Origin of the sequence: Methanosarcina sp. WH1 (genome assembly GCF_000970005.1) — an archaeon.
GTDB lineage: Archaea > Halobacteriota > Methanosarcinia > Methanosarcinales > Methanosarcinaceae > Methanosarcina.
Genome location: NZ_CP009504.1, coordinates 2610754 through 2624838 on the forward strand (window position 1 = coordinate 2610754; position 14085 = coordinate 2624838).

General features: G+C 41.9%; 10 protein-coding genes and 3 pseudogenes. 8 read left to right on the forward strand and 5 right to left on the reverse strand.

Annotation, left to right across the window (positions count from 1 at the left end):
* Nucleotides 1–61 precede the first annotated feature (61 nt).
* Entirely contained in the window at nt 62–1045 is a 984-nt protein-coding gene (locus MSWH1_RS11435; protein WP_048128648.1) for an ABC transporter ATP-binding protein, read from the reverse strand.
* A 13-nt stretch (nt 1046–1058) separates the two neighbouring features.
* On the reverse strand, nt 1059–1979 hold the full coding sequence (locus MSWH1_RS11440; RefSeq protein WP_048128650.1) for a glycine betaine ABC transporter substrate-binding protein: 921 nt from the start codon (nt 1977–1979) through the stop codon (nt 1059–1061).
* A gap of 183 nt (nt 1980–2162) precedes the next feature.
* On the opposite strand from MSWH1_RS11440, the gene MSWH1_RS11445 reads away from it, so the two are divergent.
* The 7 genes and pseudogenes from MSWH1_RS11445 (at nt 2163) to glmU (MSWH1_RS11475) (ending at nt 10466) form a co-directional block, all read left to right on the forward strand.
* Complete coding sequence (locus MSWH1_RS11445; RefSeq protein ID WP_048130453.1) at nt 2163–3110, forward strand: calcium/sodium antiporter; 948 nt, start codon at nt 2163–2165, stop codon at nt 3108–3110.
* Nucleotides 3111–3329: 219 nt separating this feature from the next.
* Nucleotides 3330–4547 (forward strand): bifunctional sugar-1-phosphate nucleotidylyltransferase/acetyltransferase, encoded by a 1218-nt coding sequence (gene glmU / locus MSWH1_RS11450; protein WP_048128652.1) that lies wholly within the window; start codon nt 3330–3332, stop codon nt 4545–4547.
* 23 nt (nt 4548–4570) lie between these two features.
* Nucleotides 4571–5614, forward strand: a pseudogene (gene glmS / locus MSWH1_RS11455) (glutamine--fructose-6-phosphate transaminase (isomerizing)); the annotation flags it as partial.
* Nucleotides 5615–5714: 100 nt separating this feature from the next.
* Nucleotides 5715–6907 (forward strand): annotated as a pseudogene (locus tag MSWH1_RS18390) (ISH3 family transposase).
* Between the two features lie 207 nt (nt 6908–7114).
* Nucleotides 7115–7936: pseudogene (locus MSWH1_RS11465) on the forward strand (isomerizing glutamine--fructose-6-phosphate transaminase); the annotation flags it as partial.
* Nucleotides 7937–7971: 35 nt separating this feature from the next.
* Complete coding sequence (glmM, locus tag MSWH1_RS11470) at nt 7972–9276, forward strand: phosphoglucosamine mutase (protein WP_048128654.1); 1305 nt, start codon at nt 7972–7974, stop codon at nt 9274–9276.
* A complete protein-coding gene (gene glmU, locus MSWH1_RS11475) occupies nt 9273–10466 on the forward strand; it encodes a bifunctional sugar-1-phosphate nucleotidylyltransferase/acetyltransferase (protein ID WP_048128656.1) in 1194 nt (397 codons plus the stop codon). The genes glmM and glmU (MSWH1_RS11475) overlap by 4 nt, the downstream gene beginning before the upstream one ends.
* 160 nt (nt 10467–10626) lie before the next feature.
* Here the strand turns inward: glmU (MSWH1_RS11475) and MSWH1_RS11480 are convergent, their stop codons facing one another.
* Together MSWH1_RS11480 and MSWH1_RS11485 are read right to left on the reverse strand one after the other, a co-directional pair.
* A complete protein-coding gene (locus MSWH1_RS11480; RefSeq protein WP_048128658.1) occupies nt 10627–11154 on the reverse strand; it encodes a hypothetical protein in 528 nt (175 codons plus the stop codon).
* Between the two features lie 119 nt (nt 11155–11273).
* Nucleotides 11274–11462 (reverse strand): hypothetical protein, encoded by a 189-nt coding sequence (locus MSWH1_RS11485; protein WP_048128661.1) that lies wholly within the window; start codon nt 11460–11462, stop codon nt 11274–11276.
* Between the two features lie 695 nt (nt 11463–12157).
* On the opposite strand from MSWH1_RS11485, the gene MSWH1_RS11490 reads away from it, so the two are divergent.
* Nucleotides 12158–13276 (forward strand): AAA family ATPase, encoded by a 1119-nt coding sequence (locus MSWH1_RS11490; protein WP_048128663.1) that lies wholly within the window; start codon nt 12158–12160, stop codon nt 13274–13276.
* A 66-nt stretch (nt 13277–13342) separates the two neighbouring features.
* Here MSWH1_RS11490 and MSWH1_RS11495 read toward each other — a convergent pair whose 3' ends face one another.
* The gene (locus MSWH1_RS11495; protein ID WP_048128665.1) at nt 13343–13927 is read right to left on the reverse strand and encodes a metal-dependent hydrolase; all 585 of its coding nucleotides are present in this window, start codon (nt 13925–13927) and stop codon (nt 13343–13345) included.
* Between the last annotated feature and the right edge of the window lie 158 nt (nt 13928–14085).

Below are 14085 nucleotides of genomic sequence, written 5' to 3' on the forward strand. Positions count from 1 at the left end.
AATCACCTTTTGCTAAACCTGGACAGATTCAGGATCAGGTATCATGTAAACTAATGTAAACTTAAATCAGGTTCTGGAGTACCCGGTCGAAAAACAGGACTCCTACAGGTTCGTTATCTTCGAGTACAAGACCCATAGATTCTCCCTCTGACTTGAGCTTTGCAAGAGCTTCAAGAAGTGAGGTGTCAGGGGAGAAAAAGGGCAGGGATCTTGTGGTATCTCTCAGTTCTTTTCCCCCGGCAAAGGGCTGCATCATATCCCTAACCTTCAGGGTATCTATATGCCTGTATTTCCTTTTTGAGTCCACAATCTCCGCAACAAGGTCACTGGCTGGAGAGAAAATTAATTCTTCAGGAGTTCCTACCTGGACAAGTTCAGCATTGTTTATAATTGCAATCCGGTCACCAAGTCGGAAAGCCTCATTGATGTCGTGCGTAATGAAAACAATGGTTCTTCCAAGCTCCTTTTTAATCTTGAAAAACTCATCCTGCAACTGAGTTCGAAGGAGAGGATCAAGTGCCCCGAAAGGTTCATCCATAAGGAAAAGAGGTGGATCCATAGCCATTGCCCTGGCAAGCCCGACCCTCTGTTGCTGGCCTCCGCTCAGTTCATGTGGGTAGCGGCCCATAAAACTCACGGGAGGAAGGGAGACGAGGCTTAGCAGATAACTCACCCTCTTCTTGATTTCCTCTTCTTTCCACCCCTCAAGTTTAAGGAGTACCCCGATATTTTCCGAAATGCAGAGGTGAGGGAGCAAACCGATATTCTGGATCACATAGCCAATATTCCGCCTGAGGAGGACTGGATCAAACTCCCTTACATCAGTCCCATTTATGGAGACAGTACCCGAATCAGGCTCTATCAAGCGGTTTATAGTCCGCATAGCAGTGGTCTTCCCTGAGCCGCTCCTTCCTATAAGGATCAGGAGTTCCCCTCCCCGAATCTCCAGGGTCAGGTTTTTGACGGCAAATTGATCCCCGTACTTCTTTGTAATATTTTCAAGCCGGACTGAATCGATCCGGTCAAAAAGCTTCTTGAATACCATGGGTAGCCCATATTCAGGCAGAAATCAAACCTTCTTCAATCAGGAAATCCCTGGCAATATCTCTTGCTTCCCTACCTTCGAGATCATATTCTCCATTCAGGCGCCTCATAGTGTCCTGGTCAATTATGTCATTAAGCTGTGCAATTGCTTCCATAGCACCGGGGTTTTCCTGTGAAAAGGTCTCAGTAACAAGAATCACTGCGTCATAGGGAGGAAGAGCATCCTTATCATCTTCAAGCACATTTAGCCCGTAGAGATCGTTTCGAGTATCCGTAGTATATGCACTTATGGCATCGACTTCTTTGTTCTTTATGGCCTCATACATGATAGCCGGAACCATTGAATTGTAATTTTTGAATGAGAACCCGTAAATACGGGCAATCTGCGGAAGCCCATCTTCTCTCGTGGCGAATTCGGGATCCGTACCTACTGACATTTCCGAGGCATAAGGCTCAAGGTCACTGATTGTGGACACGTTCCGGCTTTCAGCCCATTCCCTATCAACAGCTATCGCATAAGCATCCTCGAAACCCAGGCGGGCTGCAATCACAACCCCGTCATTTTCAAACATGCCCTGTTCGGACTCCTTATAGACTACTGCCGGGTTCCAGTCCTCAAGAGGCGGTTTTTTTAGAATTTGGCTGTAAATTGTTCCTGTATACTCAGTATATGCCTGGATATCTCCTTTCTTCAGAGCTTCATAATTTACAAGCGTGCCTCCAAGGTTTTCTTTAACATCAGTTTCATAGCCATGCTCTTCGAGTAAAAGAGAGACCACATGAGCGGCAATATAGGACTCCTGGAAAAGCTTTGTTCCAATTACAACTTTTTCAGCAGGTTGTGTACCATTCCCTTCATTCGAACTATTTTCCGTGCAGCCGCTGGTGAGAAGTGAGGCTACAATCAGCAAGACAGCAAGAAAACGAAATTTCATTTCAGTTCCTCCTCAGTACCCGATAATTTGTTTGGTATCCTTATCTCCTTCAATAACTGAACTGATTTATTTTGTAAATTTACTGTCAATAGTAGTTATAACTTTGTAGGACCAAAAACATATAAAATACTGAAAAAAACAGGAGCGTTTGAATTATATTCTTTGTCTTCTTTAGAAGACTCCATGAATTTGCTTTTGATCTTTCTTTTTCTGCTCAGTCTTGCTATGATAAGCAAAGGTTCGGACTGGTTCATTGAAGCTGCGGTTTCAATATCGAACAAAAGCGGAATTCCGAAAATGCTTATAGGAGCCACGATTGTGAGTTTTGCAACCACAGCTCCGGAGTTTGCAGTTTCTGCAACAGCAGCTTATATCGGACATACAGATGTGACAATAGGAAATGCCGTGGGTTCGGTCATATGCAACACCGGGCTTGTACTGGGTTCGATTATAGCTGTAAAAGCAATCCCTATGAAGGATGATACGTTTCCCATTAAAAGCGGGCTTATGCTCCTTTCAGGAATTGTCCTCATCATAGTCAGTCGAGACGGAAATGTGAATCAGCTTGATGGAATTATACTTTTGCTGGTGTTTTTTGCTTTTCTCTTCCATGCTTCAAAGACCCAGCGCGTATTGTTTGGAGATGATGAAACTGGTAAAGAAAAACTGAAAGTCAAAGATATCCGGAGAGATATAGCTTTTTTTGTTCTCGGCTCCCTTTCCGTAGTAATAGGAAGCAGGATCCTGGTCGATTCGGGGATAAAAATAGCCGAATGGATAGGAATCCCTGAAGTAATAATAGCCCTGACAGCGGTTGCAATAGGAACATCCCTGCCAGAACTTGCAACTGCAATTACCTCCCTCAGGAAAGGGCACCAGGACCTCTCCATAGGAAACATCCTCGGGGCAAACACAATGGACATTGCCATGGTCCTCGGGGCATCATCCCAGATTCGCATGCTCCCTGTTTCTGAACAGCTTGCAAGATACGATTTTCCGTTCATGTTCCTGATATCCCTCACCCTTATAATCTTCGGGATCACTGGAAAAAAGCTGGAAAGGTGGGAAGGAGGCGTAATTCTAGGGGCATATCTGGTTTATGTGGCAGGGCTTTTTATCTTCTACGGATAAGCCTGCACTCCAACTTTAAAAAAGTTAGAACCTCTTTACTTATCAAACACAGGATTCATACTTCTTATATATATTTTTTCTTTTTTAGAGATCATGCACTCACTAGTAAATTATATAGAATGTTTTTGCATCTTATATTTTTTATAAACATATTTATATAGATTAATTCAATAGCTTCTGAAGGCAATGTATAAATTCTAAAAAAGGTTCTTTAACTCTATGAAAGCTATTATCCTCGCAGCAGGAGAAGGACTGCGCTGCAGGCCTCTTACTCTTACCCGTTCCAAAGTAATGCTTCCTGTAGCCAACAGGCCTATTCTGGAACATGTCATATCTTCACTTGAAACAAATGGAATCAATGAGATTATCCTGGTTGTCGGATATGAAAAAGAGCGCATAATGAACTATTTTGAAGATGGACTGAATTTCGGGGTTAATATAAAATACGTTGAGCAAAAAGCCCAGCTCGGGACAGCACATGCGATTGAACAGGCAAAAAAACTAATAAGTCCCGAGGACTCCGAATTCCTTGTCCTGAACGGAGACAACCTGGTAGAACCAAAAACCATAGCCGATCTTCTTAACAACTATGAAGGAGATGCGAGCCTTTTAACCGTAAGAATGGAGAACACAACAGGCTATGGAGTGGTACTGAAAGAAAAGAAAAGAATTACCCAAATTCTGGAAAAAAGACCTGGAGATTTAAGCCATATTGTAAACACGGGAATTTATATTTTTACGCCGCAGGTCTTTGAAACTATTGAAAAAACTCCTATATCCGAAAATGGAGAATATGCAATAACCGACACTCTCCAGCTTATGATTGACGAAGGAAAAGTAGTCACTCCAATCTCAACTGAATCCAAGTGGCTGGATGCGGTTCATGCCTGGGATCTTCTGAAAGCAAACTCAATTGTATTAAACTCCTCCAGAAACCTGAGGCAAGAAGGAGAACTTGAAGAAGGAGTAATAATTCGCGGGAAGGTTGCAATAGGAAAAAACACAAGAATCCGTGCTGGAACCTATATTGTAGGTCCTGTAGTAATCGGGGAAAACTGTGATATAGGACCTAATGTAGTAATTTTGCCCTCAACTACGATAGGAGACAATGTGTCCATAAGATCCTTTACCGAAATCCAGAACAGCATCATAATGAATGACTGCAGGATTTCTTCCCATGGACAAATTTCAAACTCCATAATTGGAAGCAATAATACCCTTGGCCCTGGTTTTACTGCAGAGGAAAAGGAAAACCTGGAGATAAACATTAACTGCAGGATCCACAAAGCCCCAAAGCTCGGAACTATAGTTGGGGACGATAACCGGATAGGAGGCAGAGTGCTCGTGAAAGCCGGAGTAATGATTGCTGTCAACTGTCAGGTAGAATCTGGAAACACCATTTACAGAGACCTGCCCCGTGATTCGGTAGTCCTCTAAGCTCTTAAGAAGGAGATAGAAAAATGTGTGGAATTGTCGGATATGCAGGGCAACGTGCTGCTGCACCAGTTATTATAGAATCTCTTAAAAAACTTGAATATAGGGGATATGACTCAGCGGGAGTCACCGTTCTTGGCAGTGGAATTGAGACTTATAAGGCAGTAGGGAAAATCATAAATCTCGAATCCGAAACCCCGAAGAACCTCGGCGGAAATGTCGGAATAGGACATACCCGCTGGGCAACCCACGGACGCCCAAATACGGTAAATGCCCACCCTCATAACTCGGGAAGAAACCCAGAAAAAATCTCGATAGTACATAACGGGATTATCGAAAATTATATGTCATTGAAAGAGAGGCTTATCGGAGAGGGTTACGAATTCAAATCCGAAACCGATACCGAAGTGGTCGCACATCTGCTGCACAAACACATCTATGGGAAACCGGATGGAAAAGAGGCTAAATGCGAACTTCTTGTGGGACTCAGAAAAGCCCTAAAAGAGATTGAAGGTTCATATGCTCTTGGAATCCTCTCTTCTGACGAGCCCGGAAAACTCGTGCTTGCCCGCAAGGACAGCCCTCTCGTCATAGGACTCGGGAAAAAGGAAAATTTTGCTGGATCTGATGTAACTGCTTTTCTGAACTATACCAGGGATGTTATATTTGTAAATGACTTTGAGACAGCAGTACTGACCCCAACAAGCGTGGAGATATTCGACAGGGAAGGAAATCTCACGGAAAAGAAGATCGAAAAGATAGAGTGGGACTTTGAGGCTGCAGAAAAAGCAGGTTATGAACATTTCATGCTGAAAGAGATTCATGAACAGGTCAGTGCAATCCACAACACTCTGGCAGGCAAAGTCTCTGAACTTGAAGGAGCTATATACTTAAACGAACTGAAACTCAGTGAAGACGAAATAAGGAAACTTTCAAGGGTTCAGATCCTGGCATGCGGAACATCCTGGCATGCAGGTTTGCTTGGAAAATACCTGTTTGAACAACTTGCAGGAATCCACTGCGACATTGACATATGCTCGGAGTACAGGTACAGAAACCCTGTTATCAGTAGTTCCGAATAACCCAAGTTCCGAATGCTGAATTTGGCAGTCATCAAATATTTATGATTTACCGAAAAAAAGATCTAATGAACCATGGAATTCGTTTGTGATGCCAACCAAAAACGACTCCATGGCCATAGATACAGCCAGCTTGATGGCTGTATCCTCTGAATTGTTTCGCAAATATGATATAATAACTTTGCCAGAATCTGCAAATTATGAATGTCAGGACATTTTAAACGTGTTATTACATGCCTCAACATTTTCTACAAACTCTCTTGAATCTGCAAGTAATGACCTCAAAAGCAAAAATCCTGACTTAAGAATCCCCTCAGCAGATACTATTTTCAATTACATCAAAGACAATAATATTGAAGATACTCTTTCTGCTTTCAGAAAAATGAATTTTGAGATTTTCAAGATGATGAAACTTGAAAACACTGTTCATGACATAGCTATTGATTTTCATGATGTTCCATTTTATGGAGACAAAAATACTCCCGGAATTAGGGGCATAAAACCAAAGAATGGCAGTTCGTGGGGTAAATCGTTTTGTACCCTGGATATAATTGGAACTTCTCACTTGACACTTGACGTAATCGACATTAATAGTTTGAACAAGAATTATTCTCTATTCATCGAATCTTTATTCGAAAGACTTAAAGGCAATAGGTGTAAAAACAGGGACATCATACCTTGACAAGGAATTTTGTAATAGAGCTGTGATTTCAAAATTAGATGAACTTAAAGTCAAATTTTGTTATAGCAGCTAAATCAAATCAGGTTATCAATAGAGAACTTAAAAATCATCAAAAAGAATGGGGAAATACTTCAGTAATTTTTGAATATCAATTTAAGCAAGGAGGACCTTCCTTCAATATTGTGGCAATATATGATGATAAAAAGGAAAAGTACATCCTGTTTGCTACAAACAAAGAGGCAGAATCAACTGAGAAATTTGAAAAGACAATTCCTGAAGAATACCGAAAAAGATGGAACATAGAAACTGGCTATAGAGTGAAAAACGACTTCAAGATACGAACATGTACAAAATCACCAGTAGCAAGAGTATTGTTCTTTGTTATTCAATGCATCATGTACAATGTTCTAAATATGCTAAAGTCAGTTATCGAAATTACAGCTTATGAGCTAAAATCATTAATAAATGAAGACATAAACAAAGCTGTTAGATATGGGCTAAAATCGCTGAATTTTATTCCAGTTAAGGTGTTACTGGAATGTTTGAGATGGTTTAATGAAGAACGAAATCGAGTGCTACGCACTCGATTAACTACAATATAACTTGTATTGAATTAAAAATTGCTAACTTAATAGCTTATGCTATAAAATCACTCGATAAAAAATTATTTTTTGAGAACTGTTAGTGGAAATTATAGATTAAGAATTTTAAACTCTAACCAGTAATAGAAAATATTTTGAAAATGAGTGGGTAAAAAGTAAAATCAATATGTTTTTGTCATTCGGAAGTAAGCCTGATCGGAACTACTGGTTATGAATGAAGGAACCCTTGCCATTGCAATTACCCAGTCAGGAGAAACTGCAGATACTCTTGCAGCCGTGCGGGAGATTATGTCTTACAACTGTCCCACGCTTGCAATTACGAATGTTGTGGGAAGCACCATTACGAGAGAGGCAAACAGTGTACTCTATACACGGGCAGGGCCCGAAATAGGAGTCGCTGCCACAAAGACCTTCAGTACCCAGCTTACACTTCTTTATCTCCTCGCCGTAAAGTTCGCCCTCGTAAGGGGCAAGCTTAGCCCTGATTACGTAAAGGGGTTCATCACAGAAATCCGGAAAGTCCCGGGAGAGATCCAGCAGATCCTTAACCAGAAAGAAGCGATAAAGGAATGTGCTGAGGGCTTTGCCCGCTCAAAGAATTACTTCTTCCTCGGCAGGCACCTTAACTACCCTATAGCTCTTGAAGGAGCACTGAAGCTCAAAGAGATCTCATACGTACACGCCGAAGGCTTTGCTGCAGGAGAACTGAAACACGGGCCTATTGCCCTTCTTGACGAGGAAACTCCTGTAGTTGCAATTGCCACCAGAGGGCAGACTTATGAAAAAATGCTCAGCAATATTAAAGAAGTGAAAGCCAGGGACGCTTTTGTGATAGCGGTCGCCGACAGTAAGGACACGGAAATAGGAAAGTATGCAGACGTCATCCTCAGAATCCCCCAGAGCGATGAACTGCTAGCCCCCCTTCTGAGTGTTGTCGTGCTTCAGCTACTTGCTTATTACACTGCTCTTGCCAGGAACTGCTCTATTGACAAACCCCGCAACCTTGCAAAGAGTGTTACTGTCGAATAACAGAACGGAACTTCATGAAATATGGAGTAAGATTTATGAAACTCTTTGGATCTTCAGGAATTAGAGGCATAGTTAATAAAGAAGTTACACCCGAACTTGCACTGCAGGTAGGGCTTGTGCTGGGAAACCAGAAAAAAACTGCGGTTATCGGGAGGGACCCCAGAACTTCGGCGCCTATGATAGAGCACGCCCTGGTCGCCGGGCTGACTGCTGCAGGCTGTGATGTTACAAAGGTGGGCATGGTAACTACCCCGACTCTGGCATATGCGGCCAGAAAATATGAGTGCGGAGTAATGGTTACAGCCTCCCACAACCCCTCAGAGTATGTGGGGATTAAGTTATGGAACCCTGACGGCATGGCTTTTGACTCAGCCCAGCAGGAAGAGGTTGAAGAAGCTATAGAGAAAGAAAACTTTTCGCGGGCTACCTGGGACCTTATGGGGAAAATTGCTGAAGACGAAAACGCCATTCGGGACCACATGGATATGATCGAGGGGCTCGTAGGGAAATCAAAGCTGCGCGTGGTTCTCGACTGTGGATGCGGAGCGGGAAGCACAATCACTCCTTATCTCCTGCAGGAGCTTGGCTGTCAGGTAATAACCCTGAATTCCCAGCCTGACGGGCACTTCCCGGCAAGGAACCCTGAGCCTAACGACCAGAACCTTTCAATGCTTAAAAAAGCAGTTGTGGCTTTCGAAGCCGACCTCGGAATAGCCCATGACGGAGATGCAGACAGGATGATGGCAGTCGATGAAAAAGGCAACTTCGTCTCCGGAGACGAACTGCTTGCAATCTTCGGGCGTTTTGAGTGCGGAGACGAAAAAGAAGCTGTTGTCGTGCCTGTGGACACCTCCATGATGGTGGGTGATTATCTTGTAGGTTCTGAAATCATAAGGACAAGAGTTGGGGATGTCTATGTTGCAGAGGGCATAAAGCAGTACGGAGCCATCTACGGTGGAGAGCCTTCAGGCAGCTGGATTTTCCCGAAGATTTCCTATTGCCCTGATGGGATCTATGCAGCTGCAAAGCTTGTTGAGATTGTCAGAGAAAAGAAGTTAAGTGAGCTCAGGGCGGAACTTCCTGTTTACGCTACAAAAAGGGGTGCTCTTCCATGTGCAAACGAAAAGAAAGCAGAGTTCATGGAAAAGGTAAAAACAAGGCTTGAACCCCTTGGGAAAATCCTTGACATTGACGGGATCCGCGTGGAACTCAAAAACGGCTGGGTGCTGGTCCGCCCCTCGGGTACGGAGGCAAAAGTAAGAATTACGGCAGAAGCCCGGAAAAACGTAGAGGAGATATACGACATGGCAGAAAAAATAGTGAAGGAGGCGCTTAAATGAAAGCAGTTGTCCTTGTGGCAGGCAAAGGCACAAGGATGGAACCTCTCACCTCCGACTGCCCGAAAGTAATGCTTCGGGTTGCAAACAAACCGATACTTGAACATATCCTGAACGCAGCCGTAGAAGCAGGAATCGAGGGTTTTGTCTTCATTACGGGATACCTGGAAGAACAAATAAAAGCTCATTTCGGGGACGGAAGCAAATGGGGGGTGAGCATTGAATATGTGCAGCAAAAAAAGCAGCTTGGGACTGCAGATGCTATAGGTTATGCCAGAGAGTACGTTGAAGGAGCATTCCTCGTACTTAACGGAGACATGCTCATAGGACAGGAGGACTTAAAATCCCTGGTTTCAAGAAAAGAAGAGGCTATCATCTGCGTAAAAGAGGTAGAAAACCCCTCGGATTTCGGAGTGCTTGAGACCGAAAATGATAAAGTGGTCAGGATAATTGAAAAGCCGAAAACCCCCCCGACCAATCTTGCAAATGCCGGGGTTTACCTATTCAGAGAGTCCATTTTTGATTTCATTGACAAAACCCAGCCCTCTGTGAGAAGAGAACTTGAGATTACAGACTCCATCCAGATGCTGATCGACAGCGGGGCACCTGTGGGCTACAGCTCCCTCGAAGGCAGGTGGATTGACATCGGATATCCCTGGGACCTCCTGAAAGCAAACGAACACCTTTTAAAAGACCTCAAGGGCAGCTGCGAAGGTACCGTGGAACCAAATGCAACCATAAAAGGGGAAGTTGCAATCGGGAAAGGTACCCTCATCCGGAACGGTTCCTATATCGAAGGGCCTGTAATAATAGGTAATAACTGCGATATAGGACCCAACTGTTTTATTCGCCCTTCAACTGCAATAGGCAACAGTGTAAGGATAGGAAACGCCGTGGAGTTAAAAAACACAATTGTCATGGAAGGCACTCATATCGGACACCTGAGTTACGTAGGGGACAGCGTCATCGGGAACCGCTGTAATTTTGGAGCCGGTACGAAGGTTGCAAACCTCCGTCACGACGGGAAGAACATAAAGGTAATGCTGAAAGGCAGGATTCTTGACTCCGGCAGAAGAAAACTCGGTGTGATTATGGGAGATGATGTGCATACAGGCATCAATACGAGCATAAATATAGGCGTGATAATACAAAAAGGAAGAGTCACCCTTCCCGGAGAAGTAGTAAAACACTGATCCCGGTATCAAAGTCAGAAAACGAAGCAGGACCCCCTCCTTTTCCCTGGCGGCATAGGAAGGGGAATCCCGAGATTTCTTTTTTGAATTTATATATTTTATTTGAATTTATATATTTTATTTGAATTTACAGATTTTATTTGAATCAATTCTATCGGGTTCAGGAATAAAGCTGCTTTATGCTCCAGAACACTGTTTTTCGGAAGAAACCTTCCACTTCTACATCAAGAGAGCCTTCATTCATCTGCTCTACAGCTTTTCTTAAAGGATCATCCGAATCAAGTATCTCTCTTATAGTCTCTTCGTCGGATTCTACAGTTATGGAAGGACCAAACTTTGAATTTGGATCATTGGGAGTGTCATACCTGTAAAAATCTCCTACTTCCCCACCCCTCATAAGTGCAGTTACGTAGAGCATCTCACCACTCTCAAGTTCAATTCTTCCCGCAACCTCTTCACTTGCCACAAGCCGTTTAACAAGTGAGGGGACATTATCAAAATTCTCGTTATAAAGCTCCATCTGCGCACTTAATTCCGAAAAAAGGTCGTTCTCCGCACTGGAATTAAAAGAAGTCGTAAAAGTTTCAGCTGCTGTAACGTTACCCGCACCGGAAGCCGCACCTGCGGAATAAACAAGTAAAAGCACAACCAGAAGGGAACCTATAGCCCTATTTTTCCAATAAACCATGGTTGAAAATAAGTAACAGGGATATAAAAAAGTTCTCAATATAAATAAAAACCTGGCAAAAAGAGTTAAAATCGAAAAATAAAAAACTTACCGGGATAAGTATTATCCAGCGGCAAGATTTAAAGTTTAAGAGAGGGTCTGAACACCTCAGAACAGTACTTGTCGAAGACCTGGTCTTCAACCTGTTCGCAGATTTTCTTATAATCTTTCGACTTTGGGTCGTGCTTGTTCATAGTCTTTTTGACTTCAGCGTTCATCTTGTCAAGAGTTTTTTGGTCGAAACCGTCCGTATTCTCCATAGTAAACATATAAATCATACTCTAGAACTAACTTAGTTAGATGCTTAAGATTTTTTACATTATTTAGATTTCTATATTACATACACAGTATTACCATACAAATAGATTAATTGGTAACACACTGGTAAATAATTGCTAGCTTATAACTATTCGTGAGAATAATTATAATTAGATAATTAAAATATTTATATTAATACTTTAATATATTAGCTTTCCCTTTGATCAACTTCATAAACCCTTAGCATAAAACCTCTGAGTCTTTATCTCAGGGGTAGTTGACTTGTACTTCAAATGAATAGACTTAAGGGATTTGCTAAATAATCCATTATGGAAACCTGTTTACTCAAAGAAATATTATTCAAAGCCTGCATAAACGGTTGTTCAAGCAAATTTTAAACAATAAACTCTTATTTCCTACTCCTATAAATATTTTACATACAGGGAAAAAAATCCTTTAGGACATACACATCTGTACATTACATTAAATATATGAATATATATGGTTACCTGAAGTCAGACTGTATTATATAAATAAACGGCAGGGAAATAATGTCTTTCATGAATGATTTTCAGTAACCGGGTTTATTTCTGCGTAGTCAGGATGAGGCTTTCGTAATCGAATATCCAGAATGGTTCATAGGGTTAATTTTATTAGCTCTTCAGGTTACTATAAGGTATAGAAAAGTATTCGAGTTGATAACAAAGTGCGACCGATCTCACAAAGAGTGAACGCGAAAAAAATTCACGAGAACACTACCGAGTTCGGGAAATCCACATCCGAACTTCTTATTCTGAAGCCTGAAGGATATCCTCTAAGCGGCATGATGGAAGAATATCCTGTTATTGAAAACAGGGATGTTTTTGAATTCTATGCACGGGAACAATGGAACGGATATGTTGCCCGCAAAGGAGATTATCTCTTTGACAGGAGAATGTTTCCTGACTTTGCATACCGCATTATAGATGTGGAACCTGCAGAATCCCTGATAGGGAACTCAACATCAATTATCGTAACCGAAGAGGAAAATGGAATTTCTTCCTCTGAAGAGATAAAAAGTGATGTTAGATTTGAAGATGTGATAGGACAGAAACTTGCAAAACAGAAATGCAGGCTAATCGAACGCTTCCTGGAAGAGCCCGAACGTTTTGGGAAATGGGCACCAAGAAACATTCTGTTCTTTGGACCCTCCGGCACTGGAAAAACCATGCTTGCAAAAGCCCTTGCAAGCAAGACCGATGTGCCGATCATTCCGGTCAAGGCTACCCAGCTAATAGGGGAATATGTCGGAGACGGAGCCCGTCAGATCCATCAACTCTATGACCGGGCAGAAGAGATGTCTCCCTGTATAATCTTCATTGACGAACTTGATGCCATTGCCCTGGACAGGCGATTTCAGGAGCTCAGAGGAGACGTCAGCGAGATCGTAAATGCCCTTCTGACAGAAATGGATGGTATAGTTGAACGCGACGGAGTCTGTACCATCTGTTCAACAAACCGTGTCAATTCCCTGGACTCTGCTGTGAGAAGCAGGTTTGAAGAAGAGATTGAGTTTGTCCTTCCGGAGGAAAAAGAAATCATTCATATACTGGAATCAAATGTGAAGACGTTCCCTCTGAAGGTAGAGGAATTTGATTTCCAGACACTTGCAAAGAAAGCTAAAGGGCTTTCAGGCAGGGACATTGTCGAAAAAATCCTTAAAACCGCCCTTCATCAGGCAATCATAGAAGATAGGGAAATTGTCAGTGGTAAAGACTTTGAAAAAGCCCTTGAAAGATTGAGCAAGAAAGATTTCACTCCGGACCCAACACATCTGTATGTATAAAACTTTAAGAGAAAGTGCCTTTTTATCCCTTTTCCAGGAGATATTTCCAGGTACCTCTCCTATACATCATTCTTTGAATCTGTATTTGAACTCAAAGCCAAATTTATTTAAGGAAAATAATGCCATCATTATAAAAAAGCAAATGAAAGAAACAGATACAAAAGATATTATCAGATAATGAAGAAGTCCAGTTTCCTGAAAATTTATGTTCATCAATGAAAATAAGGCGACTCTCTCATTATATATTGGATAGAAGTAAGTACAATTGGCACCACAAGCATCATCCAGCAATAGATGAGAAAAGAAAGCAGCTTCACCAAAAAGACCTAGATATATTGCCTTACTAACTTTCCCATATGCCATATATCCTATAAGTGTTCCGAACAGGATTGCAGAAAAACTGAATAGAAGTGAATGGGTTGGGACAGAGCCAATCCAGCAGTGTTCAATAGTGCCATTTACGAGCAAATTATAAACAACCATGATGTCTGGAAACAGCGCACATAAACTGCCTACAAATAATAGCAACAGTAAATGCATTGAACCTTCAAAAGAAGCTTCTCTGTGATAAATTGATCTGACAATAGCATACACAGCTACTGCGCTGATACCGAATACAAAGAACAAAATATGTGCAACTGGATAGGGCATAACAAACTACTCTTTTACTGGATGGGGCATAACAAACTACTCTGTTAAAATATATATTCGGCAGGTAACTTTTTTTACTGAATATTTTACTAATTGTGTTTTGTCACCTGTTTAATATACAATGTTTAATAAAAAGGAATGATATCTATAAAACTGTT

What these genes read in the sequence shown, in the direction of transcription:
- glmU (WP_048128656.1), top strand. Translation starts at nt 9,273, where the DNA reads ATGAAAGCAGTTGTCCTTGTGGCAGGCAAAGGCACAAGGATGGAACCT.
- glmU (WP_048128652.1), top strand. Translation starts at nt 3,330, where the DNA reads ATGAAAGCTATTATCCTCGCAGCAGGAGAAGGACTGCGCTGCAGGCCT.
- MSWH1_RS11435 (WP_048128648.1), bottom strand. Translation starts at nt 1,045, where the DNA reads ATGGTATTCAAGAAGCTTTTTGACCGGATCGATTCAGTCCGGCTTGAA.
- glmM (WP_048128654.1), top strand. Translation starts at nt 7,972, where the DNA reads ATGAAACTCTTTGGATCTTCAGGAATTAGAGGCATAGTTAATAAAGAA.
- MSWH1_RS11480 (WP_048128658.1), bottom strand. Translation starts at nt 11,154, where the DNA reads ATGGTTTATTGGAAAAATAGGGCTATAGGTTCCCTTCTGGTTGTGCTT.
- MSWH1_RS11440 (WP_048128650.1), bottom strand. Translation starts at nt 1,979, where the DNA reads ATGAAATTTCGTTTTCTTGCTGTCTTGCTGATTGTAGCCTCACTTCTC.
- MSWH1_RS11495 (WP_048128665.1), bottom strand. Translation starts at nt 13,927, where the DNA reads ATGCCCTATCCAGTTGCACATATTTTGTTCTTTGTATTCGGTATCAGC.
- MSWH1_RS11445 (WP_048130453.1), top strand. Translation starts at nt 2,163, where the DNA reads ATGAATTTGCTTTTGATCTTTCTTTTTCTGCTCAGTCTTGCTATGATA.
- MSWH1_RS11485 (WP_048128661.1), bottom strand. Translation starts at nt 11,462, where the DNA reads ATGTTTACTATGGAGAATACGGACGGTTTCGACCAAAAAACTCTTGAC.